The organism is Bacillus cereus group sp. Bc061 (assembly GCF_027715825.1).
Classification (GTDB): Bacteria; Bacillota; Bacilli; order Bacillales; family Bacillaceae_G; genus Bacillus_A; species Bacillus_A paranthracis.
The window spans coordinates 1-24,620 of the sequence record NZ_JAQFTZ010000012.1; the positions used below are offsets into that span (position 1 = coordinate 1).

Sequence of the window (24,620 nt, forward strand, 5' to 3'; positions counted from 1 at the left end):
CAGCGTTCATCCTGAGCCAGGATCAAACTCTCCAATAAAGTTAGTTTGTCTAGCATCTAAAATAAAAATTGACGTTTCACGTTGTTTGTTTCGTTCAGTTTTCAAAGAACTACTTGGTCGCTCATTTGCGACTCCCTTATGTTAACATCTTCGTTTTTCGATGTCAACTAAGTTTTTCAATTTCTTTTTTGTCGTTTTCTGCGTTTCCGCATCAGCGACGGTTATTAATATATCATGCAGAAAAATGAAATGCAACACCTTTTATAAACTTTTTTCAAATTAACTACATTTCTTTTTTAATATCATATACTTAAACGAAATATCTCTTTCATTTCTAAGAGATTCCTACATATATTCTATATAAAGTCACTCTATCCAAAAACGTTTCTTTCTATAATAAACGTTTTATTTATATACGATACCATACAAGGAGGAATATATATGGACTATACCGATTTATTAATCAAACTAGGTCTCTCGGCTATTTTAGGGTTCGCCATCGGTTTAGAGCGCGAATTAAAACGTAAACCACTTGGTTTAAAAACGTGTTTAGTTATTTCTATCATTAGTTGCCTCCTGACCATTGTTTCTATTAAAGCAGCTTACAATTTACCACATACTGATCATATGAATATGGACCCACTTCGACTTGCCGCTCAAATTGTATCAGGGATTGGTTTTTTAGGTGCCGGTGTTATTTTACGTAGAGGAAACGATAGTATTGCCGGATTAACAACTGCTGCTATGATTTGGGGCGCATCTGGTATTGGTATTGCTGTTGGAGCTGGGTTCTATATCGAAGCGATTTTTGGAATGTGTTTCCTTATGATTAGCGTTGAACTTATACCATTAACAATGAAATTTGTAGGACCTAGATCATTTCGTCAACGTGATATCGCAGTAAAACTTGTTGTGCGAAAGATGGACAATATCCCGGTTGTAATTGAGGAAATAAAAGAAATGGATATAAAAGTGAAGAATATGAAGCTTAAAACATTGGAGAATGGCTCGCACTATTTGCATCTTAAATTATGTATCGATCAAAAAAGACATACTGCTGATGTTTACTATGCTCTCCAGCATCTTGAAAGTGTTCAACAAACTGAAGTGGAAAGTATGTAACGTAAAACAAACTCTCTTTTAAATTAGAGAGTTTTTCTTTTTTCTATAATGGCAACAATGAATGTAGTCTTGCAAAGTAAGGAGGAATAGGCAATTGAAATCCCGTCCGAATTTAGTAGATACATTTCGTGATTCCATTATTTTTCGTTTAATTTGCTTTATTGTTATACTTACTGCTTTTTCCGGCTTTCTTATACATAGATTAGAACCATCACACTTTACCACATGGTTTGATGGAATTTGGTGGTCAATTGTTACAATTTTCACTGTTGGCTATGGTGACTTTGCCCCTCATACACTAATCGGGAAACTTATCGGTATGAGTATTATTTTATTAGGAACTGGATTTTGTTCTTATTATATGGTGCTGTTTGCTACTGAAATGATTAATAAACAATATATGAAAGTTAAAGGAGAAGAAGCTGCGACTTCTAACGGTCATATGATTATTGTCGGCTGGAATGAACGAGCAAAGCATGTTGTAAAACAAATGCACGTACTACAACCAAACCTTGATATCGTTTTAATTGATGAAACACTTTCTTTACTGCCAAAACCATTTCATCATTTAGAATTTATAAAGGGGTGCCCCCATCACGACCAAACGTTATTAAAAGCTAATATTACAACGGCACACACCATATTAATAACAGCCGATAAAGAAAAAAATGAAAGCTTAGCGGATACACAGTCCATTTTAAATATTTTAACTGCAAAAGGGCTCAACCCAAACATTCACTGCATCGCTGAACTTCTTACTTCTGAACAAATACAAAATGCAACGAGAGCTGGCGTGTCAGAAATTATAGAAGGAAATAAATTAACGAGCTATGTATTTACCGCTTCTCTTTTATTCCCTTCCATTTCAGGTGTACTATTTTCACTTTACGACGAAATCTCTGATAATAAATTACAACTGATGGAGCTTCCTATGTCCTGCACCGGACAAACTTTTGCGAATTGTAGCTATACTCTTTTAAAGCAAAACATTCTCTTACTAGGTATAAAGCGCGACGAACAATATATGATTAATCCAGTTCATTCCTTTGTTCTCATTGAAAGCGACATACTCATTGTTATTCACCATTAGTAAAATGACGCTCTAATTCTTGCATGAGCACTTTCCCAATATTGATATATTTTCTTTTTACATCTCCATCTGGATCTTTCGGCTCAGCAAATTGATCCATTCCACTCGTTCCAGCTGTTAACGTATTTACATGATCATCTAGTTCGTCTTGATATACGTGCGAAAGAATATACGGCGTTCCAAGACGAACTATTACGCCTGGTACATCTAGTTCTCCATCAATGGCTGTAAATGGCACTCGCAGAAATTGATAGCCATCTTCTTCATCAATTTTATAATCAAAGCATCCTTTATCATAATCCCAATTGCCACCAATGCTATATCCGAGTGGCTTCATTATTTCTTCTAACTTATATAACGCATATGTACGTCCTTCTAAATTTGAATGAATCGGAATCAAGTCCATCCCTCCTAGACTTTTTCTTTAGCATACCCACTCTAGTTTGAATATACTGATGGACTTTTCGATGAAATAATAAAAAGCGGCCGGATCCGGCCGCTTTTTATTATTTTAAACGCTCTTCTAATTCTGCTTTTAATTCTTCAAATCCTGGTTTACCAAGTAAAGCAAACATGTTTTTCTTGTATGCTTCTACTCCTGGTTGGTCAAATGGATTTACGCCTAATAAGTAGCCGCTCATCGCACATGCTTTTTCGAAGAAGTATACAAGGTAACCAAATGTGTACTCATTTAATTCAGGAATATTTACGATTAAGTTTGGTACTCCGCCATCGCTATGTGCAAGTAGTGTACCTTCGTATGCTTTCGTGTTTACGAAGTCTACAGTTTCACCAGCAAGGTAATTTAATCCATCTAAATCGTTTTCTTCTGATTCGATTGTTAGTTCATGTGTAGGTTTACCTACTTTTAGCACTGTTTCAAATAAGTCACGACGACCTTCTTGAACGTATTGACCTAATGAATGTAAGTCAGTTGAGAAGTTTGCTGAAGATGGGAAAATACCTTTTTGATCTTTTCCTTCACTTTCACCAAATAACTGTTTCCACCACTCAGCGAAGTATTGAAGTGCTGGCTCATAGTTAACAAGCATTTCAATTGTTTTTCCTTTATTGTATAGAGCGTTACGAACTACTGCGTATTGGTAAGCTGGGTTTTCTTCTAGTTCTGATGTACCGAAGTCCTCACGACCAGCAGCTGCCCCTTTCATCATCTCTTCAATATTTAAGCCACTCACTGCGATTGGCAATAAACCAACTGGCGTTAATACAGAGAAACGTCCTCCAACATCATCTGGAATAACGAATGTTTCGTAACCTTCATTATCAGCTAATGTTTTTAATGCACCACGCGCTTTATCTGTCGTTGCATAAATACGTTTGCGAGCTTCTTCTTTTCCATACTTTTCTTCTAATAACTTACGGAAAATACGGAATGCTAGTGCTGGCTCTGTTGTTGTACCTGATTTGGAAATAACGTTAATAGAGAAGTCTTTACCTTCTAGTACATCCATTAAATCTTTCATGTAAGTGGAGCTAATGTTTTGTCCAACAAATAGCACTTGTGGAGTTTTACGTTGTTCTTTAGAAAGTGTGTTGTAGAAAGAATGGTTTAACATTTCAATTGCTGCACGTGCTCCTAGGTAAGAACCACCGATACCTACAACAAGTAAAATGTCAGAATCATTTTTAATTTTTTCTGCGCATTTTTGAATGCGAGCAAATTCTTCTTTGTCATATTGAAGCGGAAGGTCTACCCACCCAAGGAAATCGTTCCCAGCTCCAGTTTTTTCGTGGATTGCGTGATGTGTTACTTTCACTGCATCACGTAAATAAGTGATTTCATGTTCACCGATGAAGGATAACGCTTTAGAATAGTCGAACGTTACATGTGTACTCATCTTTTTCCCTCCAATTATGGATATGTATTTCTGTATTCACTTTAGCGAAACTGAAGTTGTAAATCAAGCGATTCACCCCTTGTAAACGTAACCAATATATATTTTTTAAAAAAAGTTCATTTTTTGCATAAAAATTCGCATTTTTCGGTATAGATGTATATACATCCTATTTCGAACATTTTTTATGTATAAAAACAACATAACTACCCCATTCTATAAAAGAGTTAATTAACTCATCGCTTGCTCATGCTTCACAATTAAGGGGGGCTTTTTCATGAGTACTTTGCAACGTATCGCATTAGTCTTTACTGTAATTGGAGCTGTGAACTGGGGATTAATTGGGTTCTTCCAGTTTGACTTAGTGGCAGCCATTTTCGGTGGACAAAACTCAGCTCTTGCACGTATTATTTACGGCATCGTCGGTATTTCTGGGCTGATCAATCTTGGTTTACTCTTTAAACCATCAGAAAATCTTGGTACTCACCCAGAAACGAACGAAATTCGCTAGTCAGTATGTCCTTACTCACCTTCGACATACGAATATGATTGCATGCAATCATATTTGCAAATATATATCATAAGAAAAAGTAAAAGAGGAACGCTCATATGCGCTCCTCTTTTACTTTGTTAACTCAGACTCTTCAATCCATTCTGTTAGCTTTTCTCGTAGCGTATTAAATCCGTCCTTAGATGGATTCGGTATAAGAATCCGTCCTTGTTTTCTTTTCGCCGCTTTTAACGATAAACTCATTTTTCTGTGTTCTTCATCAATTGAAAGTACTTTTACTTCTACTGTATCGCCGACTTTTAAAAAGTCATGAATATCCTTTACATATCCATTTGTAATTTCAGATATATGCACAAGTCCTTGTGTTTCTGCATCTAACGCTACAAATGCACCGTAATCTTGAATCCCAGTCACTTTCCCTGTTACAACCACTCCTGTTGTATATTGTTCTGACATATGAAACACTCCCATACGTTTACCATTTTCTCTACAATTGTAGATAGCAAAGCAGATGATTTATTGTTAAATATCCGATTAGTTAATACGTACCGTAAGTAAAGCTACTCAGGATACGCATACCTTATATTAGTAAATTATACCACTATGACAGAGCTCATTCAAAATTCATGAAAAAATTTCCTTAAGTAAGTATAATTCTCCAATATTAGGATAGAATACTAACACATGGCTTTCTAGTATTCCCCCCCTTTTATGGACAAAACGTATTGTGTTTTGTCCTTTTTTTATTCTCTATAAACCGTTCCATTCTCTTCATTGCTTCCATAAGCTGTTCAAGCGATGTTGCATACGAACAACGAATAAACCCTTCGCCACTTTCGCCAAATACACTTCCAGGTACAACAGCCACTTTTTCTTCTAATAATAACTGTTCTGCAAATTCCGCTGAAGATAGTCCAGTTGAAGAGATTGAAGGAAAGACATAAAATGCTCCGCCCGGCACGTGACACGTTAATCCCATTTCATTGAAAGATGTCGTCATAAAATTACGGCGTTTCTTATAGCTATCTCTCATCCGAATTACTTCATCATTCCCGGCACGTAACGCTTCAAGTGCTGCGAACTGAGACATCGTTGGGGCACACATCATAGAATATTGGTGAATTTTGAGCATTAATTCTGAAAAATGAACAGGAGCTGCAATCATACCAAGACGCCATCCTGTCATTGCAAATCCTTTTGAAAATCCCGAAATTAAAATCGTATGCTCGCGCATATTTTTAATACTCGCGAAACTTGTATATGCTTCGTCGTATACAAGTTCTGCATAAATTTCATCAGATAATACGATTAAATTGTACTTCTCAACAATCACTGCTATTTCTTCAAGCTCGGACTTGTTTAACATTGCACCTGTTGGGTTATTTGGTGAACAAAGTAAAATTGCCTTTGTCTTCGCTGTAATAGCTGCCTCAATTTGTTCTGGTTGTACTTTAAATTCATTTTCTAAAGTAGTCGCCACAGGAACTGGAACGCCTCCAGCTAATGTCACAAGCGGGGCATAAGAAACGAAACTTGGCTCAATAATGAGTACTTCATCATCAGGATTTATAATGGCGCGCATCGCTACATCTAACGCCTGACTTGCTCCAACTGTAACAATGATTTCATCGTTTGGATCATAAGAAACTGCAAATTGTTTTTTTAGATACTTTGCTATTTCTTGACGGAGCTCCAATAATCCTGCATTTGCTGTATATGACGTATATCCTTGTTCTAAAGAACGGATACATGCTTGCCTCACATTCCAAGGTGTAACGAAATCAGGCTCTCCTACTCCAAGCGAAATAACACCTTTCATATTTGCTGCTAAATCGAAAAACTTTCGAATACCAGATGGTTGTAAAGATTCCGCTGCTCTAGATAGTTCAAATTGCTTCATGGTGTCACCACAATTCGCTTATCATCATCGTTTTTTTCATAAATAATTCCCTCATGTTTATACTTCTTCAAAATAAAATGCGTTGTCGTAGAAACGACAGATTCAATTGTTGCTAATTTCTCAGAAACAAACATCGCCACTTCTCCCATTGTCTTTCCTTCTAATGTAATAGAAAGGTCATATGTCCCTGACATTAAATACACAGATTTCACTTCTGAATAACGATAAATTTGCTCAGCAACCGCATCGAACCCAACGCCGTGCTTTGGCGTAACTTTCACATCAATCATTGCCGTTAAACCTGTATGTTCTTTCACCTTCGTCCAATCGATATGTGTTACATAATCCACGATAATCTTTTCTGCTTCTAATTTTTCAACCATTTTCTTTACTTCTTCTACTTCTATATTTAACAGCTTCGCTAATGTATCTACAGATAATCGACTACTTTTTTCAAGACAAGCTAATAATTCTAATTCTTTTTCTGTCACCATATAAATCATCCTTCCTTTTCGTTTGTGTCTAAATTATACAAATAGCCTTTCCAGTTTGAAAAGAAGATTTTTTTAGTGAATTATGTCAAAATAAAGTGAAACTTTAATCCATGGAAAGGTTCACCCCATGGATTATTAGCCCGCTCCAATCGGGCTTGATCTCCCACCTCACTTCTTTGTCTCAACCGTCTTTTTAGGTGGGAGTCTTACTGCTCGTTAAAGCGGGGTAAAGTGAAACTTTACTCAGCAGAAAAATGCATGATAAAGCGAAAGGGGATGGAATCGTGAAACCAAAAGTTTATATTGCTGAACCAGTTCCAACATTTGTAGAAAACTATTTATCAGAACACTGTGATTATGAAAAATGGGAGCAAAATGAGAAGGTACCTCGTGATGTTCTACTAGAGAAAATACAAGATAAAGATGGTTTATTAAATTTCGGATCTGCTATTAATGAAGAATTATTGGAGGCGGCTCCTAACTTAAAAGTAGTAAGCAACATTTCTGTCGGTTACGATAATTTTGATTTACAAGCGATGGAAAAGCGCAATGTCATCGGAACAAATACACCTTACGTACTAGATGATACAGTAGCTGACCTCGTTTTTGCTCTTATGTTATCTGCTGGTCGTCGTGTTTGTGAACTCGACTCCTACGTAAAAAATGGTAAATGGAATGCGGAAATTGGAAAAGAGCACTTTGGGCTAGATGTACACCATAGTACAATCGGCATTATCGGTATGGGCCGAATTGGTGAAGCTGTTGCAAAACGAGCGAAATTCGGATTTGATATGGATGTTCTTTATTATAACCGTCGCCGAAAAGAAGAAGCTGAACAAAAATTCGATGCTACATATTGTGATTTACAGACGCTTCTAAAGCAGTCTGACTTTATCGTTCTTCTTACTCCATTAACAGATGAAACGTACCATCTTATCGGAGAAAAGGAATTTTCATTCATGAAAGAAACAGCTATCTTCATTAATGCTTCTCGCGGGAAAACAGTAGATGAAGAAGCGTTAATCGATGCGTTAACAGAAAAGAAAATCTTTGCAGCAGGCATCGATACGTTTACACAAGAGCCGATTCAAAAAGACAATCCGCTCTTATCATTACAAAATGTTGTGACCTTACCACATATCGGATCTGCAACATTAAAAACTAGGCAACAAATGGCTATGACCGCCGCTGAAAATTTAGTTACAGCGTTACAAGGAAAAACACCGCCTAATATTGTTCGCGGGTAATACTGAATATACGAAAGGCAAGATGACATCGTCATCTTTCCTTTTTTTGTTAACATATTTTTTTCTGCCTTGGAAATGATATGAACAAAAATCAATGGAGTGACAAAAAATGAATCACGAATCTACTTGTCCTTATTTCACTTTTTCCACTCGCGGCACTACTGTTCATTACGAATTGTATGAACATGAAAATAAAACAGAACGTCCTACTTTCGTACTCGTTCACGGCTTTTTATCTTCCTCATTCAGCTACCGCCGTCTAATTCCTTTATTATCGAAAGAAGGAACAGTCATTGCCCTTGATTTACCACCGTTCGGGAAGAGTGATAAGTCTCATCTATTTAAGTATTCTTATCATAATTTAGCAACGATTATAATCGATTTAATTGAACACTTATCTCTCTCAAACATTGTGTTAGTTGGACATTCTATGGGCGGCCAAATTTCACTTTACGTAAACCGTATACGTCCTGAATTAATTTCAAAGACAATTTTACTATGTAGCTCTAGCTATTTAGCACGCGCAACTTTACCTTTACTGTACTCTTCTTATTTACCGTTCTTTCATTTATACGTAAAGAACTGGATTATACGGCGCGGCATCGTTCATAACTTAATGAATGTCGTTCATGATCATTCATTAATTGACGATGAAATGAAGGCAGGTTACTCTGCTCCTTTTTATGACAACCGTATATTCCCCGCTTTAACTCGTATGATACGAGATCGTGAAGGTGACTTACCTTCAACTGAATTACAAAAAATCGAAACACCTACGCTACTCATTTGGGGTGAAAAAGATCGGGTCGTCCCTGTACATGTAGGTCATCGTCTGCACAAAGATTTACCGAATTCGAAATTTATTTCTTACGAAAACACAGGACATTTACTACCTGAAGAAAAACCGGAACATGTTTATGAAGAAATTATGGCTTTTTCTGCGCAGTAATATAAAAAGGCTGTCGGAAATTCCGACAGCCTACAATGAACAACTTCCGCCTTCTTTTATTATAAGTAATTCCACAGCTAACTTCTCACATTTTTCAAGCGCAGGTACTTCCTCAAAAGACATAAAGTATATATGTTGAATCTTCTTTGCGATGTATTTTGAATCATCAAACACACTTGCGACGTTCACAACATCGCTCGCTTCTGTTTCATAAAACTCCGGTCCCATTTGAAACGGATCCCAATTCTTCACAACCTCTATCATCTTTTCATATGTACCCATTCGCTTCCCGCCTTTTCACTTTTTAATACTTTTCTTTATCCTATCACATCAGCTATTCTATAAGAAGAGAGAGAACTTTCATAACTTAACGGTTTTACAGAAGAAGGGGGCAAACTTATGCAACTATTTCATAAAGCAGTCAATCGCCGTGGAACTCATAGTACAAAATGGGATACATATAAAAACGAAGAACTTATCCACGCGTGGATTGCTGATATGGATTTTGAAGTACCACAACCAATTCAAGCTGCTTTAAAGAAACGTATCGAGCATCCTATTTTCGGCTATACACTTCCTCCCGAAAATATTGGCGATATTATTTGTAACTGGACAAAAAAACAGTACAACTGGGATATTCAAAAAGAGTGGATTGTCTTTAGCGCCGGAATCGTTCCAGCTCTTAGTACGAGCATACAGGCCTTCACAAAGGAAAACGAATCCGTTCTCGTACAACCACCTATTTATCCCCCATTTTTCGAAATGGTCACAACAAACAATAGACAATTATGCGTAAGTCCATTACAGAAACAAAATGATACATATGCGATAGACTTCGAGCATTTAGAAAAGCAATTTCAACAAGGTGTCAAACTTATGCTTCTTTGCAGTCCTCACAACCCGATAGGCCGTGTTTGGACGAAAGAGGAATTAACAAAGCTTGGATCTTTATGTACCAAATATAATGTAATCGTTGTCGCAGACGAAATTCATTCCGATATTATTTATGCAAATCATACACATACACCGTTCGCTTCTTTATCTGAAGAACTAGCAGCGCGCACGATAACTTGTATGGCTCCAAGTAAAACATTTAATATCGCTGGATTACAAGCATCGATTATTATCATTCCAAATGAAAAACTCCGTCAAGCCTTTACATCTATCCAATATAGACAAGGCTTCCACGGATTAAATACATTTGCCTATACAGCGATGGTAAGTGCCTATACAGAATGTAATGATTGGCTAAATGAAATTCGATTATATATAGAAGATAATGCTCAATTTGCTTGTAAATATATGAAAGATCACATACCTACTCTTTCCGTAACGAAGCCAGAAGGTAGCTTTTTATTATGGATTGATTGCTCTCGCCTACAGCTTTCTCAAAATGAGCGCACTAAATTGCTCGAAGAAAAAGGAAAAATTATTGTTGAGCCTGGTGAGAAATACGGATTAGGCGGCGAAGAACATATTCGAATTAACATCGGCTGTCCAAGGTCTGTTTTAGAAGAAATTTTAAATAGGCTGCGCCATACGTTTTCATAATAAGAAAGGAGACTGTTTGGGACAGCCTCCTTTGTCAACTTTTGTCGGTAAGTCGATATATTTTAAAAATCGTCGATATATTCCAATAATCGCCGATATATTTTAAGTTACAGTCGATATATTCCAATAATCGCTGATATATTTTCACTTACACTACACAAAAAAGCTACCGCGCACGGTAGCTTTTACTTTTTCTTCATATCCGACGCTTTTTTTACAATAACACCACAAGCAATTCGATCACCTGATTTACCTGTCGGTTGTGTCATGCCATCATCAGCGTTTTCTGTAATAATAATAGACGCTCCATCTTTTCTATGAATCGTCGTTTTTCCTTCTTTAAGCGTTATATGCGGCGCATCAATTTCTGCTTTAATCTTTCCAGAACCATCTGCAATTACGTTCGGTAAATCACCGTTTTCTGCACCCTTCGGATTGAGTAGTCCATGCTTTTTATCATCTGGATTAAAATGATTTCCAGCTGATTCAAAACGAGGTGCTTTACACTCTCCAATTTCGTGTACATGTAGTCCGTGCGGGCCAGGTGCGAAACCTTCCCCTTTAATCGTAATTTTCACTCCGCTTGTTTGCTGAGTTACTTTTGCAGTCCCCACTTCATCACCTGAAGCATTATGTAATTTCACGTCAATTTCTTTCGGCTTTCCTTGGTCACAACCTGCCATCAGAAATAGTAAACAACAACTGAAAAAAAGCCGTTTTTTCATTTTATTCCCTCCAAAATACATTCTGCCCTTAGATTGTCCGAGCATAGAGGGAAACATACAAAAATGAGTTACTGTTTCTTTTCAGCTAACAGCTTTTCTTCAACTTTCTGTAATCGATCTGCTTCTCGTTTTGATACACGAACGAACATACGCCATGTAGCAATCGCACCGATAATAAATAGAACACAAACAATCCCTGGAATAATATATTCTGTTTTATCTTCCGGAAAGTATAAAGGCATCATAACGAACACTCCTTAATTATAGGATTCGAAAAACATCAGAATTTTCTGTTATATACATTTAAATTATAGTTGAACCTATCCATATTCTCAAGGGGCGTTCCGAAAGCGAATGATTTCTTTGACTCCTTCTCCTACTTTCCTTACTATAAAATTGAGGTGAAAAATATGAGAGAAACATTTGAAATTGGCGAAATCGTTACTGGTATTTATAAAACGGGAAAATACATTGGCGAGGTTACAAATAGCCGCCCTGGCAGTTACGTCGTAAAAGTATTAGCTGTTTTAAAACATCCGGTGCAAGGTGACTTACATAACGTAAAACAAGCTGACGTACCATTTTTCCACGAAAGACGTGCTTTAGCTTTTCGTGAACAGACGAACATTCCAGAGCAAATGGTGAAGAAATATGAAGGAGAAATTCCAGATTACACAGATTCACTCAAATTAGCATTAGAAACTCAAATGAATTCATTTTCTGAAGATGATTCACCTTTTGCGGTTCGTAGTCTAGAAACATTAGAACAGTTAAAAAAGGACTACAAACTTTAAAAAAACAAAACGACCAAATTACATACTGTGCAATTTGGTCGTTACTGTGTACTCACTTTCTTTAACACTTTTGAAAAATCAACGAGTTCCCCTAATGTTGGAGGTGCTGGTTTCACTAAATACTCTTTATCTTTTTCTACTAATTTAAAAATATTATACGTCGTCATCGCATCATCTAGCGCACAATGATGCTTACCCGTCCCTACTTTTCCATACGCTTCAATCGCTTTCCACAATCCTGTTTGATTTCTCTCACCAAAAAACTTCTTATACTCAAGTGATAAATCACGACACTGTCCTTGGAAAGGAAAATCTACTCCCGCTTTTTCACAATTATGCTTCAACACTTTCATATCCATATTTCCCCACGTAACAATGGTCGGTTTACATCTCTTTTCATATTCTGCAAGTTTTTCAACGAGTTCTGGAAACGAAATTCCTTTATCTACGACTTCTTGTTTAATCCCTAAAAACTTCTTACATCGATCCGTTAAAGAAGGAAAAGTCTTCGGCCTAACATGAGCTGAATACGTATCTTCTACCTTACAGCCAACAACCGAAACGAGTCCTACCTCAATAATCTCCGGGAAAAATCCTTTTGGTTTTTTTCTGTGCTGGGGCATCGTAAACTCAAAATCCAAAAATAAAAATTGTTGTTCATTCATACGATCCCTTCCTTATCATCTTTGTCATTCCTTTCTATTTGACACTCCTACACGAACAAGCTCGAATGCTAATTCCATTTTAAATATTCAGATTGGATGTATCTTATATATATGTCAAATGCCCGCAAATATTTTTAAAAATAAGAAAAAGTAACCTTTGCAGAAAATATAACAAAATAAACCCTTTCATTTACATCCGACATTTTTCTACTTTATAATGACGTTATGTGTGTTTCATCTAGTTAATTTTTGACACACTAAGAAAAGTGAATGAAAGGAGATGAGAGTTTTGCACGAAACAACGCAAGAGCTCGCAAACTGGCAGTATTATTTTGCTATCGCAGTCTTTTTAATTACATATGCCATTATTATTTCTGAAAAAATTAATCGCGCTGTCATCGCACTTCTTGGCGCAGCACTCATGGTAATTATGGGGGTCGTTGATTTACACAACGCCTTTACGAAACATATTGAATGGGGGACGATTACACTACTCATCGGTATGATGATTTTGGTGAACATTACGAGTAAATCGGGTGTCTTCCAATACGTTGCCATTAAAGCGGCAAAAGGAGCGCAAGGAAATCCAATTAAAATTTTAATTTCCCTTTCCTTACTTACTGCGCTTGGTTCCGCGTTTTTAGATAACGTTACAACTGTACTTCTTGTTGTTCCAGTTACTTTATCTATTACGCGCATACTGCAAGTAAATCCTGTCCCTTATTTACTTTCTGAAATTATTTTTTCAAACATTGGGGGAACAGCAACATTAATTGGTGATCCACCTAACATTATGATTGGTTCTGCCAATAAGCATTTAGATTTCAATGCTTTCTTACTAAACTTAGCGCCAATCGTAATTATTATCATTGGTGTGACAGCGACAATACTTTACTTCATGTACCGCAAACAATTAATCGCTGATCCTGTACAAGTTAAAAAATTAATGAGTTTAGATGAAAAGCAATACATTAAAGATCCAGTATTAATGAAAAAATCTTTAACAGTACTTGGACTTACAATTGTAGGTTTCATGACTCATTCCATTTTCCACGTTGATGCAGCTATCATCGCTTTAACTGGTGCTACTGTACTTATGTTAATCGGTGTGAAAGAACATGAAATTGAAGAAGTATTCGCAAGTGTAGAATGGGTAACAATCTTCTTCTTCGCAGGACTATTCGTACTCGTTGGAGGACTTATCGACATCGGTCTTATTAAAATGTTAGCTCAAAAAGTAATTGGCATAACAGGCGGAGATATTTCTTACGCATCTATCCTTATTTTATGGGTATCTGGTATCGCCTCTGCAACAATTGATAACATTCCATTCGTTGCAACAATGATTCCTCTTATTAACGATATGGCTGTCGGATTAGGTTTATCACCTGCTGACGCACAAATCGACGTATTATGGTGGGCATTAGCATTAGGTGCTTGTCTGGGCGGAAACGGAACATTAATCGGCGCTTCTGCTAACGTAATTGTCGCAGGTATCGCAAGCCGCGAAGGACATAAATTTAGCTACATGGACTTCTTAAAAGTCGGTTTCCCAATTATGATCGTTTCATTAATCATTTCTCATATTTATATTTATGTACGCTACCTTATGTAGCACAAAAAGCGCTCTGATAACCAGGGCGCTTTTTTCATTACACATATTTAAATTAAACTTACTCGTTATACCTCACCGGCTCATTTCTGATAATGAACAAGTGAATCGGCAAGAACACTGAAAATGTGATGACATGAATAATTGTAAATAATATAGAGTTCGTTCCATATCTGTCTAAAATAGCGTAGATAAGATAAATAGACAACACAATGGATACAGCTGTTGCTATTAAATATAAAATTGGTACGAAATTAAAAATGAAACATGCGACATATATGCCGAATACTTTCCATCCTGCTTCTTCTTTCAAGAAATCGGGTAATTTATCTTTCGCTAAATCACCCCATATTTTACTATTTAAAAAAGGAATAAATGCTAGAACTCCATCCGTTGCACCGTCATTTTTCGCCATCGTATACAGTGCAAAAGCCGTTAACAAATACGCAATAACTGCCCAAATCAATATAACAAGAATAAACGCAAAACTAAGAGCAAAGAAACCTGCTAGTAAGCCTTGATCTTCCATCTTATCCTCTCCTCTCTACTCTCAACATATTTCATTGCATTGCAAGTTATGTTTTAAAATTCAACCAAACTCTCTGTATAATAATAGGAGTAAGATAATAAGAGAGGAGAACAACCGATGCATCCATTTGTAAAAACATTACAAGAGCATTTCATAGCTCACAAAAATCCGGAAAAAGCAGAACCGATGGCACGTTATATGAAAAATCACTTCCCATTTCTCGGTATTCAAACACCTGAAAGAAGACAATTATTAAAAGACGTCATCCAAATACATACTCTCCCAGATCCAAAAGACTTCCAAATTATCGTACGTGAGCTTTGGGATTTACCAGAACGAGAATTTCAGGCAGCCGCACTCGATATAATGCAAAAATATAAAAAGCATATAAACGAAACGCATATTCCCTTCTTAGAAGAACTTATTGTAACAAAATCTTGGTGGGACACTGTCGATAGCATCGTCCCTACATTTTTAGGTAATATTTTTTTACAACATCCAGAATTGATTTCTGCCTATCTTCCAAAATGGATTGCATCAGATAACATATGGTTACAACGAGCCGCTATTTTATTCCAGCTAAAATATAAACAAAAGATGGATGAAGAACTTCTTTTTTGGGTTATTGGACAACTACATTCTTCGAAAGAATTTTTCATTCAAAAAGCGATTGGATGGGTCCTTCGCGAATATGCAAAAACAAATCCCGATGTCGTTTGGGAATACGTGCAAAATAACGAGCTTGCCCCGCTCAGCAGGCGTGAAGCAATTAAGCACATTAAACAAAATTACGGAATAAATAACGAAAAAATAGGCGAGACTCTATCATAGATAGACGCGTTCCTCTATTGAGATTTAAAAAAGAACGTGTTAGAATATGTTCATTATTATTAATATAAGTAGCGATGACGGACTTATAAGTACTTGCACAAAAAGCGATTCAGGGATAGTGAAAGCCTGAAGCCGCAAGGAAACGGCAGTCTCGAGCAATACGTGATAAAGTGGATGCACCTTTTGTGTATCAACTAGGGTGGAACCGCGGGCAAACGCTCGTCCCTAGGCAATTAAGCCTTGGGATGAGCGTTTTTTTATGTTTTTCAAAGCATATACTGCTCGTTTCACAAGTTACCTGAGCACGTCATCGCCAATACGTTAACTTTCAAAAGGAGGATTTTATTATGTATTCAATGGAACAAGTAGTAAACTTAGCGAAACATCGCGGTTTCGTTTTCCCTGGTTCTGAAATTTACGGTGGTCTTGCAAACACTTGGGATTACGGTCCACTTGGAATCGAATTAAAAAATAACGTTAAAAAAGCTTGGTGGAAAAAATTCATTCAAGAATCTCCATACAACGTTGGTTTAGACGCAGCTATTTTAATGAACCCAAAAACTTGGATCGCTTCTGGTCACGTTGGTAACTTCAACGATCCAATGATCGACTGTAAAAAATGTAAAGCGCGTCATCGTGCTGACAAATTAATTGAAGATGCATTAGATGCAAAAGGCATCGAAATGGTTGTTGATGGTCTTACTTTCGACCAAATGGCTGACTTAATGAAAGAACATGAAGTAAAATGTCCTGATTGCGGTAGTGAAGAATTCACTGAAATCCGTCAGTTCAACTTAATGTTCAAAACATTCCAAGGTGTTACAGAGTCTAGCACAAACGAAATCTTCCTTCGTCCTGAAACAGCACAAGGTATTTTCGTAAACTTCAAAAACGTACAACGCTCTATGCGTAAAAAACTTCCATTTGGTATTGGCCAAATCGGTAAGAGCTTCCGTAACGAAATCACGCCTGGTAACTTCACATTCCGTACACGTGAATTCGAACAAATGGAACTTGAATTCTTCTGTAAGCCTGGTGAAGATTTAGAGTGGTTCGCATTCTGGCGTGAAACTTGTAAGAACTGGTTACTTTCACTTGGTATGACTGAAGAAAGCATGCGTCTTCGTGACCACGGTGAAGAGGAATTATCTCACTACAGTAACGCAACAACTGACATTGAATTCAAATTCCCATTCGGTTGGGGCGAACTATGGGGCGTTGCATCTCGTACAGACTTCGATTTAAAACGTCACATGGAACACTCTAACGAAGACTTTAACTATATTGATCCACAAACGAATGAGCGTTACGTACCGTACTGCATCGAGCCATCTTTAGGTGCTGACCGCGTAACATTAGCGTTCTTATGTGATGCATATGAAGAAGAGCAATTAGAAAACGATTCTCGTACAGTTCTTCGTTTCCACCCTGCTTTAGCACCATACAAAGCAGCGATCTTACCATTATCTAAAAAGCTATCTGAAGGTGCTACTGAAGTATTTGCAGAACTAGCTAAAGACTTCATGGTAGACTTTGACGAAACTGGTTCTATCGGTAAACGTTACCGTCGTCAAGACGAAATCGGTACACCATTCTGTATCACTTATGACTTCGACTCAGTTGAAGACAAAGCTGTTACAGTACGTGACCGTGACACAATGGAACAAGTGCGTATGCCAATTAACGAACTAAAAGGTTTCTTAGAGAAGAAAATCCAGTTCTAATTATAAGAAAAAGAGGCTGCTCATTAGAGCAGCCTCTTTTTTTACTTTTCACGTTTTTCTTTAATTGCTACTGTACATCTTGAAATACATAATAAATCGTCATTCTCATCAATGATACGTACATCCCAAACCATCGTTGAGTTTCCTCTATGTATCGGTGTTCCGATCGCTGTTACAATTCCATCTTTCTTTGAGCGAATATGGTTTGCATTAATTTCTAGACCGAAGCAAATACATTTCTCTTGATCAATTAAATTGTATGAACCGACGCTTGCTACTGTTTCCGCTAACGCAAGAGACGCACCACCGTGTAAAAAACCAAACGGCTGATGTGTACGTTCATCAACAGGCATCGTAGCAACTACCTTATCTTCTGTCATCTCTAACAACTCAATTCCAAGCGAATCCATTAAAGTTTTTGCCATATCGTTTCCCCTTTCTCTCACTTTAATTAAATGTATAATTTTACCTATTTACTTTCAAACTACTTATAACACTTATATAAGGAGGTTTCACCTAAATGAAACAGAAATTTTTTATACTATCGCTTATGTTCTCCTTGCTGACTATTGTACCAAATTGTGCACTAGCAGCCAAAGCATCCAACCTGACAATCGATGTTCAGACTGTCACGCAAAAAGGTAAGAAACCTTATATAGAATATCAAATCAATAGGCCTTCGTTTCATAACTTTTCCGATTCTAAGTTTCAAAATAAGCTAAATTTCTATTACAAAAAATCTACTGAAAAATTTAAAACAAAATTAGAAAAAGACGCAAAAAAATATTATAAAGAAACAGAAGGATCTAGTACACCATTTCATCCGTACGTGGCGAATGTTGATTATAAAGTCTCCTTAAATAAATCACCTTTGCTCAGCCTATATTTGAATTACTATCAATATACAGGCGGAGCACACGGTCTTTATACGTGGAAGGCTAACACATTTGATTTAAAAGAAAAAAAGTTACTACACTTAGACGATTTATTTCAACAAGAAGATAAATATAAAGACGTAATTCGTGCTGAGATTGTAAGACAAATTAAACAAAATGAAAGTATTTATTTTCCTGATGCAACTGAAAAAGTCATGAGCACGAAAAAGTTTCACTTCTTTTTAGAACCGAACAATCTCGTCATTTATTTCCCTTTATATGAAATTGCACCTTATTCAAGCGGCATTCCACAATTTCGTATTCCATATACGTTGCTAAGAGAGTATTTGAAGCCTTCTTATCAAAATATTTTAATTGACAACAAGTAAATAGTTTCGCTACGATAATGTTAACTTAAAAACAACAGGAGGTTAACATTATGAGGAGATTTCATGTTTTAGATTTAGCATTAGCCGCCATGTTCGTCGCTCTTATGGCCATTGGTGCAAATATTGTATCTTGGGCACCATTCCTGCAAGTAGCGGGCATCCCATTATCTATGCAACCATTTTTCGCAATTTTAGCAGGGCTTCTTCTTGGAAGTAGACTTGGTGCATTATCAATGACTGTTTACATGCTAGTTGGAGTAGCAGGTGCACCAATCTTCGCTAACTTCAAAGCTGGATTTGGAGCACTTTTAGATCCTACTGGTGGCTTTATTATCGCATTTATTATCGTTGCTTACGTATCAGGAAAACTCGTAGAACAAAAGGAAAAACCAACATTTCGTACATTTGCAACTGCCTCTTTCACAGGAATCATTTTAACTTATATTATCGGTACTACTTACATGTACGGGGCAGTCAATCTCTTTATGGGCGGTAATATGAGCTATAAAGCTGCTTGGATGATTATGATGTGGTTTGCAGTAAAAGATATTGCATTTACAATTATCGGTGCTATTATCGCACCTCGCATATACTATGCTGTGCGTCGTTCTGCTTATCAGCATTCTCATTCGACGATTTCATAAGAAAAAGGAGTTGTTCCTACTGGAACAACTCCTTTTTTATATTAAGACTCTTGATTCGTTTGTTCTTCTAAAATTTTCTTCATCATTACGACCATGTCATCACGTAATTCTGGGTGTTGCAGTGCCATTTCGATTGTCGTTTGAACAAATCCTAACTTTTCACCTACGTCATAGCGCTTTCCTTCGAAGTCGTAAGCGAATACACGTTGAATTTCGTTTAAACTTTGGATAGCATCTGTTAACTGAATTTCGCCACCAGCACCAACATGTTGCTGTTCTAAGAACATAAAGATTTCAGGCGTTAAAATGTAACGTCCCATAATCGCTAAGTTTGAAGGTGCTGTACCTTGCGCTGGCTTCTCAACGAAATTGCGAACTTGGTAACGACGACCTTCTTGTTCTAATGGATCGATAATTCCATAGCGATGTGTTTCCGACTCTGGAACAGTTTGTACACCAATAACAGAAGAAAGTGTTTTTTCATACTCATCCATTAATTGACGTAAACATGGTTTCTCAGCTTGGACAATATCATCACCTAGTAGCACTGCAAACGGCTCATCGCCAATGAATTTACGTGCACACCAAACAGCATGTCCTAGCCCTTTCGGTTCTTTTTGACGGATGTAATGAATATCTACCATTTTTGAAGAAGCTTGTACTTTTTCAAGCAACTCATATTTTTTCTTCTCCAATAAGTTTTGTTCTAGTTCAAATGCGTTATCAAAATGATCTTCGATAGAACGCTTTGTTTTACCAGTAACGATAATAATATCTTCGATACCCGATTTCACTGCTTCTTCTACAATGTATTGGATCGTTGGTTTATCTACTATCGGTAACATTTCTTTCGGCATTGCTTTCGTTGCTGGTAAAAAACGTGTTCCTAATCCAGCTGCTGGGATTATCGCTTTTCTTACTTTTTTCATCACAAAATACCCTCTCTCCTGTCGGAATCAATAGCAATCATTTCCTACATAAAACAAAAGGGAGATTTCGCTCCCTTTTGTTCCTTACTACTTAAAATTACTTTGTATTATAAACGATTCATAATGTCTTCTTTAATAGTAAGTAACTTTTGTTCACTATTTTGTAAAGAACTATCTTTTACACCAAAGTAGAACTTAATCTTCGGTTCAGTTCCAGATGGACGTAGGCAGAACCATGAACCATCCTCTAATTGATATTTTAACACATTTGATTTCGGTAAGTGAATCTCTTCTTTATGTCCATCTTGTAAAGATGTAACGATGCTTGCTTTATAGTCTTCAACTGCTACAACCGTTAAGCCCGCTACTTCTTTCGGAGGATTTTCACGGAATGTTGCCATCATCTCTTGGATTTTTTCCGCTCCATCTTTTCCTTTTAACGTTAACGACACAAGGTCTTCACGGAAGAAGCCGTACTTCTCAAATACTTCTAATAGACCGTCATATAACGTTTTCCCTTGAGATTTGTAGTATGCAGCTACTTCACATGCGAATAGGACAGATTGTACTGCATCTTTATCACGGCAGAATGGGCGGATTAAATAACCATAGCTTTCCTCATAACCGAATTGGAATTCATATTGTCCGCTTTCTTCATACTGTCTAATTTTCTCACCGATAAATTTAAACCCAGTTAACGTATCAATTGTATCTAAACCGTATGCTTTCGCGATTGTACGGCCGATTTCAGACGTTACGATTGTTTTTAATACGACACCGTTCTCTGGAAGCGTTCCGTTTTCTTTCTTTTGTGATAGTAAATAATCAAGCATTAATGCACCTGTTTGGTTACCAGTTAATACTTGGAACTCACCATCGTGATTACGAACTGCTACACCAAGGCGATCTGCGTCAGGATCTGTTGCGATTAATACATCCGCTCCTACCTTCTCACCGTCACGAATTGCATATTCAAATGCTGCATGCTCTTCTGGGTTCGGTGATTTTACTGTAGAGAAGTTCGGATCTGGTAACTCTTGCTCTTTTACAACTGTTACATCTGTAAATCCAACTTCTTTTAAACCACGGCGTACAGAAATATTTGATGTTCCGTGTAGTGGTGTGAAGACGATTTTCAAATCTTTGCCGGCCTTTTCCACCATTTCTTTATTAATAATGACATTGTTCAATTCTGCAGCATATGCATCATCGACTTCTTGTCCAATAATATGTAATAAACCGTCAGCTTTTAATTGCTCCACATTAGCAACCTCAACTGTTAACTCGTCTTCTACTGCGTTTACGTAGCTAATTAATTCATCAGCTTCTTTCGGAGGCAACTGTCCACCATCTTCACCGTATACTTTATAACCATTATATTCAGGCGGATTATGACTTGCAGTAAGAACGATTCCACTCACTGTATGTAAATGACGAACTGCGAAAGAAAGCACTGGCGTTGGACGTAAGCTTTCAAACACATATGTTGTAATGCCGTGTGCACCTAGTGTAGCAGCAACTTCCATTGCGAACTCAGGTGATTTATGACGAGAATCATAGGCTACAACAACACCGCGTTTTTTCGCTTCCTCACCTAACTTTTCGATAAAGCTTGCTAATCCTTTTGTCGCTTTACGAACTGTATATACGTTTAAACGGTTCGTACCAGCACCAAGTTCACCACGCATACCACCTGTGCCAAACTCTAGATTTTTATAAAAGCTATCCTCGATTTTCTTCTCATCTTGCTTCATATTTTCTAGCTGTTCTTTTAATTCTGCATCTAATTGTGCGTAAGAAAGCCAGCGACTAAATTCTTGTTTCCAATTCATTCTTCTCTCTCCTCTCGCTCGTCATACCTTTATTATATGAAAAAAACATGCTGTATCTCAATATTTTATAAAATCTAGCAGGATTTTACTAGGAATATTTGTATACACTATTGTTAAATACTCCACTAAAGGGAATGAGGATTATGCGCGAATGGGGCTTGTCAGAAGAGCTCAAAATACAAACAAAGCAAATGATTGAAATTGCTGAAAAAGAACTATCGATTATGAGGAGCGCAATCGATAAAGAAGACGAATGTATTTTATGCAAAATGGAAGATATTCATCATATGTTAGCAAATGTACAAACATTGGCAGCTACATACTATATTCAAGCATATTTATCACCTTATACGGAAAGTTCATCTTTTATTACGACAGCTATCCAACATTTAAGCGCCCGAAAACATGGCGCTCTTATCGTTGTGGAACGAAACGAGACGCTTGAAGCTTTCATTCAAACTGGAACGACATTAAACGCTCATTTAACCGCACCATTACTCGAATCAATATTTTATCCAGGTAACCCTCTTCATGATGGAGCCGTTCTCGTTAAAAATAATCATATTGTCTCAGCTGCCAATATTCTTCCGCTCACGAAAAGCACAGAAGTTGATCCTGAACTAGGAACACGTCACAGAGCTGCAATTGGCTTATCCGAAAAAAGCGATGCCCTTATTTTAGTTGTCTCTGAAGAAACGGGCCGCACTTCCTTTGCTTTAAACGGGACTTTATATACAATTTCTCTATAAAGTAAAATTACATCGGCCGTAACACCATATATCAATAAAAAAGGCTGTTCCAAAATGTAGGAACAGCCCTCTCTTACGATCTTATTCTTCGCCGAAACGTTCAACAAGCGTTGCAAGTGTACGTACCATTGCACCTGTTGCTCCAGCTGGACCTAAATCATGTGCTCCTGATGATTCAGATGTTCCAGCGATGTCTAAGTGTACCCAAGGTGTATCTTCAGCAAATTCACCTAGGAATGTACCAGCCATAACCGCATGTCCTTCGCGGCCTGGTGAGTTATTTAAATCAGCAAACTTACTGTTTCTCACGCGTTCTTTATCACGATCAAAAATCGGTAATTGCCAAATCGATTCATCTGTTTCCATAGATGCTTCTAGCACTTGCTCAAACAACTCTTCATTGTTTGTCATTGCACCCGTCGTATGATTTCCAAGTGCAACAATTACACCACCTGTTAATGTCGCAACATCAATTAAATAGTTTGCACCTAATTTTTTCGCATACGTAATACCGTCAGCTAATGCTAAGCGACCTTCTGCATCTGTATTTAATACTTCAATTGTTTTTCCGCTCATAGATGTGATTACATCGTCTGGCTTAAATGCGGTACCACTTACAACGTTATCTGTTGATGGAATAACAGCGATCACATTTTGCTCTGGGCGAAGTTCACCGATAATTTCCATCGCACCTAATACAGCAGCCGCACCGCCCATATCACCTTTCATACCGACCATACCTTCACGTGGTTTTAAAGAATAACCACCTGTATCGTATGTGATTCCTTTTCCAACGAATCCAATAACATCTGTCCACTCTTCTTTTCCTTTATAAATAAGAGCGATCATTTTGGGTGGCTCTACACTACCTTGGTTTACTGCAAGTAACGCACCCATACCAAGCTCTTCCATCTCTTCTTTCTCAAGAACTTTATAATCCATATCATACTTCTCCGCTAACTCAACAGCATACTCAGCAAGCTTCGTCGCTGTTAATACGTTTGGCGGCATATTTACAAGTGTACGAGCTGAATTTGTTGCACGTCCATGTACGTAGCCAACTGTTAATGCCGCTTCAATTTCCTGTGCATCTTCCGCTGTAATAGCCGTAAACTTCTCTAACTCTACACGATCCTTTTTATCTGATTTATACGTTTGTAACTCATATGTACCAAGGCCTTGTACTTCTGCCGCAATATGAGCGACATCAATCGCGTCTAATTTCTCTGTTACGAAAGAATCAAGTAAGATTGCTGCATCTTGTACTTTTGCTGCTTGCAGTGTTTTAAACGTCTTACCAAGAGCCGAACGTAATGTTTCTGTCGTATAAGATTCTTTCTTGCCTAAACCAACGAAATAATAACGTTTCACTTCTGTTTTTCCTAAACTATGTACTTTTGAAATAGCTTTCTTCTTCGTAGAAAGTTCTTTCTCTTCTAATAAAACTTGTAATTGTCCTTCAAACGCTTTGTCCAGTTCTTGTACAAAGCTACTCGTTTCCTCTTCTTCAAATAAGGCAACAATCACCGCTTCATGGCTTGCTAATTCTTTTTGTACTTGGAACATGTTCAGACCCCCTAAATTTCTCTACTCTATCTTTAT

The 24,620-nt window shown here is 37.2% G+C and carries 27 protein-coding genes; 13 read left to right on the forward strand and 14 right to left on the reverse strand.

Annotation, left to right across the window (positions count from 1 at the left end; all coding sequences use genetic code 11):
* The first annotated feature begins 441 nt into the window (after positions 1 to 441).
* Together PDQ40_RS24435 and PDQ40_RS24440 are read left to right on the forward strand one after the other, a co-directional pair.
* Positions 442 to 1,122 carry an MgtC/SapB family protein gene (locus tag PDQ40_RS24435; RefSeq protein WP_000386678.1) on the forward strand — a complete coding sequence of 227 codons (681 nt, stop codon included), beginning with the start codon at positions 442 to 444 and terminating at the stop codon, positions 1,120 to 1,122.
* A 94-nt stretch (positions 1,123 to 1,216) separates the two neighbouring features.
* Positions 1,217 to 2,212 carry a potassium channel family protein gene (locus PDQ40_RS24440; RefSeq protein ID WP_000842331.1) on the forward strand — a complete coding sequence of 332 codons (996 nt, stop codon included), beginning with the start codon at positions 1,217 to 1,219 and terminating at the stop codon, positions 2,210 to 2,212.
* Here the strand turns inward: PDQ40_RS24440 and PDQ40_RS24445 are convergent.
* Positions 2,199 to 2,612, reverse strand: a complete 414-nt coding sequence (locus PDQ40_RS24445) for a YugN-like family protein (RefSeq protein WP_000612285.1) — start codon at positions 2,610 to 2,612, stop codon at positions 2,199 to 2,201. The two genes, PDQ40_RS24440 and PDQ40_RS24445, sit on opposite strands and share 14 nt — an antisense overlap.
* Positions 2,613 to 2,718: 106 nt before the next feature.
* Entirely contained in the window at positions 2,719 to 4,071 is a 1,353-nt protein-coding gene (locus PDQ40_RS24450) for a glucose-6-phosphate isomerase (protein WP_000103660.1), read from the reverse strand.
* A 274-nt stretch (positions 4,072 to 4,345) separates the two neighbouring features.
* On the opposite strand from PDQ40_RS24450, the gene PDQ40_RS24455 reads away from it, so the two are divergent.
* A complete protein-coding gene (locus PDQ40_RS24455; protein ID WP_000105788.1) occupies positions 4,346 to 4,579 on the forward strand; it encodes a DUF378 domain-containing protein in 234 nt (77 codons plus the stop codon).
* Between the two features lie 111 nt (positions 4,580 to 4,690).
* Here the strand turns inward: PDQ40_RS24455 and yugI are convergent, their stop codons facing one another.
* The 3 genes from yugI to PDQ40_RS24470 form a co-directional block, all read right to left on the reverse strand.
* On the reverse strand, positions 4,691 to 5,035 hold the full coding sequence (yugI, locus tag PDQ40_RS24460) for a S1 domain-containing post-transcriptional regulator GSP13 (protein WP_000003767.1): 345 nt from the start codon (positions 5,033 to 5,035) through the stop codon (positions 4,691 to 4,693).
* 253 nt (positions 5,036 to 5,288) lie between these two features.
* Positions 5,289 to 6,479, reverse strand: coding sequence for an aminotransferase (locus PDQ40_RS24465; protein WP_000808515.1), 1,191 nt, complete (start codon positions 6,477 to 6,479; stop codon positions 5,289 to 5,291).
* On the reverse strand, positions 6,476 to 6,973 hold the full coding sequence (locus PDQ40_RS24470; RefSeq protein WP_000255699.1) for an Lrp/AsnC family transcriptional regulator: 498 nt from the start codon (positions 6,971 to 6,973) through the stop codon (positions 6,476 to 6,478). The genes PDQ40_RS24465 and PDQ40_RS24470 overlap by 4 nt, the downstream gene beginning before the upstream one ends.
* 254 nt (positions 6,974 to 7,227) lie before the next feature.
* Between PDQ40_RS24470 and PDQ40_RS24475 the strand changes: the two genes are divergently transcribed.
* Both PDQ40_RS24475 and PDQ40_RS24480 read left to right on the forward strand, forming a co-directional pair.
* A complete protein-coding gene (locus PDQ40_RS24475) occupies positions 7,228 to 8,220 on the forward strand; it encodes a 2-hydroxyacid dehydrogenase (RefSeq protein WP_000543731.1) in 993 nt (330 codons plus the stop codon).
* Between the two features lie 109 nt (positions 8,221 to 8,329).
* Positions 8,330 to 9,169: an alpha/beta fold hydrolase gene (locus tag PDQ40_RS24480; RefSeq protein WP_001015186.1), complete on the forward strand. Its 840-nt coding sequence runs from the start codon at positions 8,330 to 8,332 to the stop codon at positions 9,167 to 9,169.
* Between the two features lie 30 nt (positions 9,170 to 9,199).
* On the opposite strand, the gene PDQ40_RS24485 is transcribed toward PDQ40_RS24480, so the two are convergent.
* Positions 9,200 to 9,451: a DUF1871 family protein gene (locus PDQ40_RS24485; protein WP_000537634.1), complete on the reverse strand. Its 252-nt coding sequence runs from the start codon at positions 9,449 to 9,451 to the stop codon at positions 9,200 to 9,202.
* A gap of 117 nt (positions 9,452 to 9,568) precedes the next feature.
* Between PDQ40_RS24485 and PDQ40_RS24490 the strand changes: the two genes are divergently transcribed.
* Positions 9,569 to 10,720, forward strand: a complete 1,152-nt coding sequence (locus PDQ40_RS24490; RefSeq protein WP_001175834.1) for a MalY/PatB family protein — start codon at positions 9,569 to 9,571, stop codon at positions 10,718 to 10,720.
* 185 nt (positions 10,721 to 10,905) lie between these two features.
* Here the strand turns inward: PDQ40_RS24490 and sodC are convergent, their stop codons facing one another.
* Positions 10,906 to 11,445 (reverse strand): superoxide dismutase [Cu-Zn], encoded by a 540-nt coding sequence (sodC, locus tag PDQ40_RS24495; RefSeq protein WP_000746506.1) that lies wholly within the window; start codon positions 11,443 to 11,445, stop codon positions 10,906 to 10,908.
* A 68-nt stretch (positions 11,446 to 11,513) separates the two neighbouring features.
* Complete coding sequence (locus tag PDQ40_RS24500) at positions 11,514 to 11,690, reverse strand: hypothetical protein (protein ID WP_000982758.1); 177 nt, start codon at positions 11,688 to 11,690, stop codon at positions 11,514 to 11,516.
* Positions 11,691 to 11,855: 165 nt separating this feature from the next.
* Between PDQ40_RS24500 and PDQ40_RS24505 the strand changes: the two genes are divergently transcribed.
* Positions 11,856 to 12,239, forward strand: a complete 384-nt coding sequence (locus PDQ40_RS24505; protein ID WP_001209341.1) for a kinase-associated lipoprotein B — start codon at positions 11,856 to 11,858, stop codon at positions 12,237 to 12,239.
* Positions 12,240 to 12,280: 41 nt separating this feature from the next.
* Here PDQ40_RS24505 and kapD read toward each other — a convergent pair whose 3' ends face one another.
* Entirely contained in the window at positions 12,281 to 12,904 is a 624-nt protein-coding gene (gene kapD / locus PDQ40_RS24510; RefSeq protein ID WP_001005369.1) for a 3'-5' exonuclease KapD, read from the reverse strand.
* Between the two features lie 289 nt (positions 12,905 to 13,193).
* Here kapD and PDQ40_RS24515 point away from each other — a divergent pair, with 289 nt between their 5' ends.
* Positions 13,194 to 14,519, forward strand: a complete 1,326-nt coding sequence (locus PDQ40_RS24515; protein ID WP_000545225.1) for an ArsB/NhaD family transporter — start codon at positions 13,194 to 13,196, stop codon at positions 14,517 to 14,519.
* Positions 14,520 to 14,577: 58 nt separating this feature from the next.
* On the opposite strand, the gene PDQ40_RS24520 is transcribed toward PDQ40_RS24515, so the two are convergent.
* Positions 14,578 to 15,045: a hypothetical protein gene (locus tag PDQ40_RS24520; protein ID WP_000390057.1), complete on the reverse strand. Its 468-nt coding sequence runs from the start codon at positions 15,043 to 15,045 to the stop codon at positions 14,578 to 14,580.
* Between the two features lie 117 nt (positions 15,046 to 15,162).
* Here PDQ40_RS24520 and PDQ40_RS24525 point away from each other — a divergent pair, with 117 nt between their 5' ends.
* On the forward strand, positions 15,163 to 15,876 hold the full coding sequence (locus PDQ40_RS24525) for a DNA alkylation repair protein (protein WP_229143402.1): 714 nt from the start codon (positions 15,163 to 15,165) through the stop codon (positions 15,874 to 15,876).
* Between the two features lie 347 nt (positions 15,877 to 16,223).
* Positions 16,224 to 17,600, forward strand: a complete 1,377-nt coding sequence (locus tag PDQ40_RS24530; protein ID WP_000287153.1) for a glycine--tRNA ligase — start codon at positions 16,224 to 16,226, stop codon at positions 17,598 to 17,600.
* A 41-nt stretch (positions 17,601 to 17,641) separates the two neighbouring features.
* Here the strand turns inward: PDQ40_RS24530 and PDQ40_RS24535 are convergent, their stop codons facing one another.
* Complete coding sequence (locus tag PDQ40_RS24535; RefSeq protein WP_001140608.1) at positions 17,642 to 18,025, reverse strand: hotdog fold thioesterase; 384 nt, start codon at positions 18,023 to 18,025, stop codon at positions 17,642 to 17,644.
* Positions 18,026 to 18,120: 95 nt separating this feature from the next.
* On the opposite strand from PDQ40_RS24535, the gene PDQ40_RS24540 reads away from it, so the two are divergent.
* Both PDQ40_RS24540 and PDQ40_RS24545 read left to right on the forward strand, forming a co-directional pair.
* Complete coding sequence (locus PDQ40_RS24540) at positions 18,121 to 18,864, forward strand: DUF3298 and DUF4163 domain-containing protein (protein ID WP_000810358.1); 744 nt, start codon at positions 18,121 to 18,123, stop codon at positions 18,862 to 18,864.
* A 50-nt stretch (positions 18,865 to 18,914) separates the two neighbouring features.
* Complete coding sequence (locus PDQ40_RS24545; protein WP_001252157.1) at positions 18,915 to 19,508, forward strand: biotin transporter BioY; 594 nt, start codon at positions 18,915 to 18,917, stop codon at positions 19,506 to 19,508.
* Positions 19,509 to 19,549: 41 nt separating this feature from the next.
* Here PDQ40_RS24545 and galU read toward each other — a convergent pair whose 3' ends face one another.
* Both galU and PDQ40_RS24555 read right to left on the reverse strand, forming a co-directional pair.
* Positions 19,550 to 20,437: a UTP--glucose-1-phosphate uridylyltransferase GalU gene (gene galU / locus PDQ40_RS24550; RefSeq protein WP_002163486.1), complete on the reverse strand. Its 888-nt coding sequence runs from the start codon at positions 20,435 to 20,437 to the stop codon at positions 19,550 to 19,552.
* Positions 20,438 to 20,544: 107 nt separating this feature from the next.
* Complete coding sequence (locus tag PDQ40_RS24555) at positions 20,545 to 22,269, reverse strand: phospho-sugar mutase (protein WP_001104208.1); 1,725 nt, start codon at positions 22,267 to 22,269, stop codon at positions 20,545 to 20,547.
* A gap of 143 nt (positions 22,270 to 22,412) precedes the next feature.
* Between PDQ40_RS24555 and cdaS the strand changes: the two genes are divergently transcribed.
* Positions 22,413 to 23,018, forward strand: a complete 606-nt coding sequence (gene cdaS, locus PDQ40_RS24560; RefSeq protein ID WP_001209528.1) for a sporulation-specific diadenylate cyclase CdaS — start codon at positions 22,413 to 22,415, stop codon at positions 23,016 to 23,018.
* A gap of 81 nt (positions 23,019 to 23,099) precedes the next feature.
* Here the strand turns inward: cdaS and pepA are convergent, their stop codons facing one another.
* Positions 23,100 to 24,584, reverse strand: a complete 1,485-nt coding sequence (pepA, locus tag PDQ40_RS24565) for a cytosol aminopeptidase (protein WP_000487970.1) — start codon at positions 24,582 to 24,584, stop codon at positions 23,100 to 23,102.
* Positions 24,585 to 24,620 lie beyond the last annotated feature (36 nt).

Excerpts from the sequence above, each read along its gene's own strand:
- galU (WP_002163486.1), bottom strand. The coding sequence starts at position 20,437 with ATGAAAAAAGTAAGAAAAGCGATAATCCCAGCAGCTGGATTAGGAACA.
- PDQ40_RS24540 (WP_000810358.1), top strand. The coding sequence starts at position 18,121 with ATGAAACAGAAATTTTTTATACTATCGCTTATGTTCTCCTTGCTGACT.
- PDQ40_RS24450 (WP_000103660.1), bottom strand. The coding sequence starts at position 4,071 with ATGAGTACACATGTAACGTTCGACTATTCTAAAGCGTTATCCTTCATC.
- PDQ40_RS24490 (WP_001175834.1), top strand. The coding sequence starts at position 9,569 with ATGCAACTATTTCATAAAGCAGTCAATCGCCGTGGAACTCATAGTACA.
- yugI (WP_000003767.1), bottom strand. The coding sequence starts at position 5,035 with ATGTCAGAACAATATACAACAGGAGTGGTTGTAACAGGGAAAGTGACT.
- PDQ40_RS24525 (WP_229143402.1), top strand. The coding sequence starts at position 15,163 with ATGCATCCATTTGTAAAAACATTACAAGAGCATTTCATAGCTCACAAA.
- kapD (WP_001005369.1), bottom strand. The coding sequence starts at position 12,904 with ATGAATGAACAACAATTTTTATTTTTGGATTTTGAGTTTACGATGCCC.
- PDQ40_RS24480 (WP_001015186.1), top strand. The coding sequence starts at position 8,330 with ATGAATCACGAATCTACTTGTCCTTATTTCACTTTTTCCACTCGCGGC.
- PDQ40_RS24465 (WP_000808515.1), bottom strand. The coding sequence starts at position 6,479 with ATGAAGCAATTTGAACTATCTAGAGCAGCGGAATCTTTACAACCATCT.
- PDQ40_RS24470 (WP_000255699.1), bottom strand. The coding sequence starts at position 6,973 with ATGGTGACAGAAAAAGAATTAGAATTATTAGCTTGTCTTGAAAAAAGT.
- sodC (WP_000746506.1), bottom strand. The coding sequence starts at position 11,445 with ATGAAAAAACGGCTTTTTTTCAGTTGTTGTTTACTATTTCTGATGGCA.
- PDQ40_RS24520 (WP_000390057.1), bottom strand. The coding sequence starts at position 15,045 with ATGGAAGATCAAGGCTTACTAGCAGGTTTCTTTGCTCTTAGTTTTGCG.
- pepA (WP_000487970.1), bottom strand. The coding sequence starts at position 24,584 with ATGTTCCAAGTACAAAAAGAATTAGCAAGCCATGAAGCGGTGATTGTT.
- PDQ40_RS24505 (WP_001209341.1), top strand. The coding sequence starts at position 11,856 with ATGAGAGAAACATTTGAAATTGGCGAAATCGTTACTGGTATTTATAAA.
- PDQ40_RS24455 (WP_000105788.1), top strand. The coding sequence starts at position 4,346 with ATGAGTACTTTGCAACGTATCGCATTAGTCTTTACTGTAATTGGAGCT.
- PDQ40_RS24435 (WP_000386678.1), top strand. The coding sequence starts at position 442 with ATGGACTATACCGATTTATTAATCAAACTAGGTCTCTCGGCTATTTTA.
- PDQ40_RS24530 (WP_000287153.1), top strand. The coding sequence starts at position 16,224 with ATGTATTCAATGGAACAAGTAGTAAACTTAGCGAAACATCGCGGTTTC.
- PDQ40_RS24535 (WP_001140608.1), bottom strand. The coding sequence starts at position 18,025 with ATGGCAAAAACTTTAATGGATTCGCTTGGAATTGAGTTGTTAGAGATG.
- PDQ40_RS24555 (WP_001104208.1), bottom strand. The coding sequence starts at position 22,269 with ATGAATTGGAAACAAGAATTTAGTCGCTGGCTTTCTTACGCACAATTA.
- PDQ40_RS24475 (WP_000543731.1), top strand. The coding sequence starts at position 7,228 with ATGCATGATAAAGCGAAAGGGGATGGAATCGTGAAACCAAAAGTTTAT.
- PDQ40_RS24485 (WP_000537634.1), bottom strand. The coding sequence starts at position 9,451 with ATGGGTACATATGAAAAGATGATAGAGGTTGTGAAGAATTGGGATCCG.
- PDQ40_RS24545 (WP_001252157.1), top strand. The coding sequence starts at position 18,915 with ATGAGGAGATTTCATGTTTTAGATTTAGCATTAGCCGCCATGTTCGTC.
- cdaS (WP_001209528.1), top strand. The coding sequence starts at position 22,413 with ATGCGCGAATGGGGCTTGTCAGAAGAGCTCAAAATACAAACAAAGCAA.
- PDQ40_RS24500 (WP_000982758.1), bottom strand. The coding sequence starts at position 11,690 with ATGATGCCTTTATACTTTCCGGAAGATAAAACAGAATATATTATTCCA.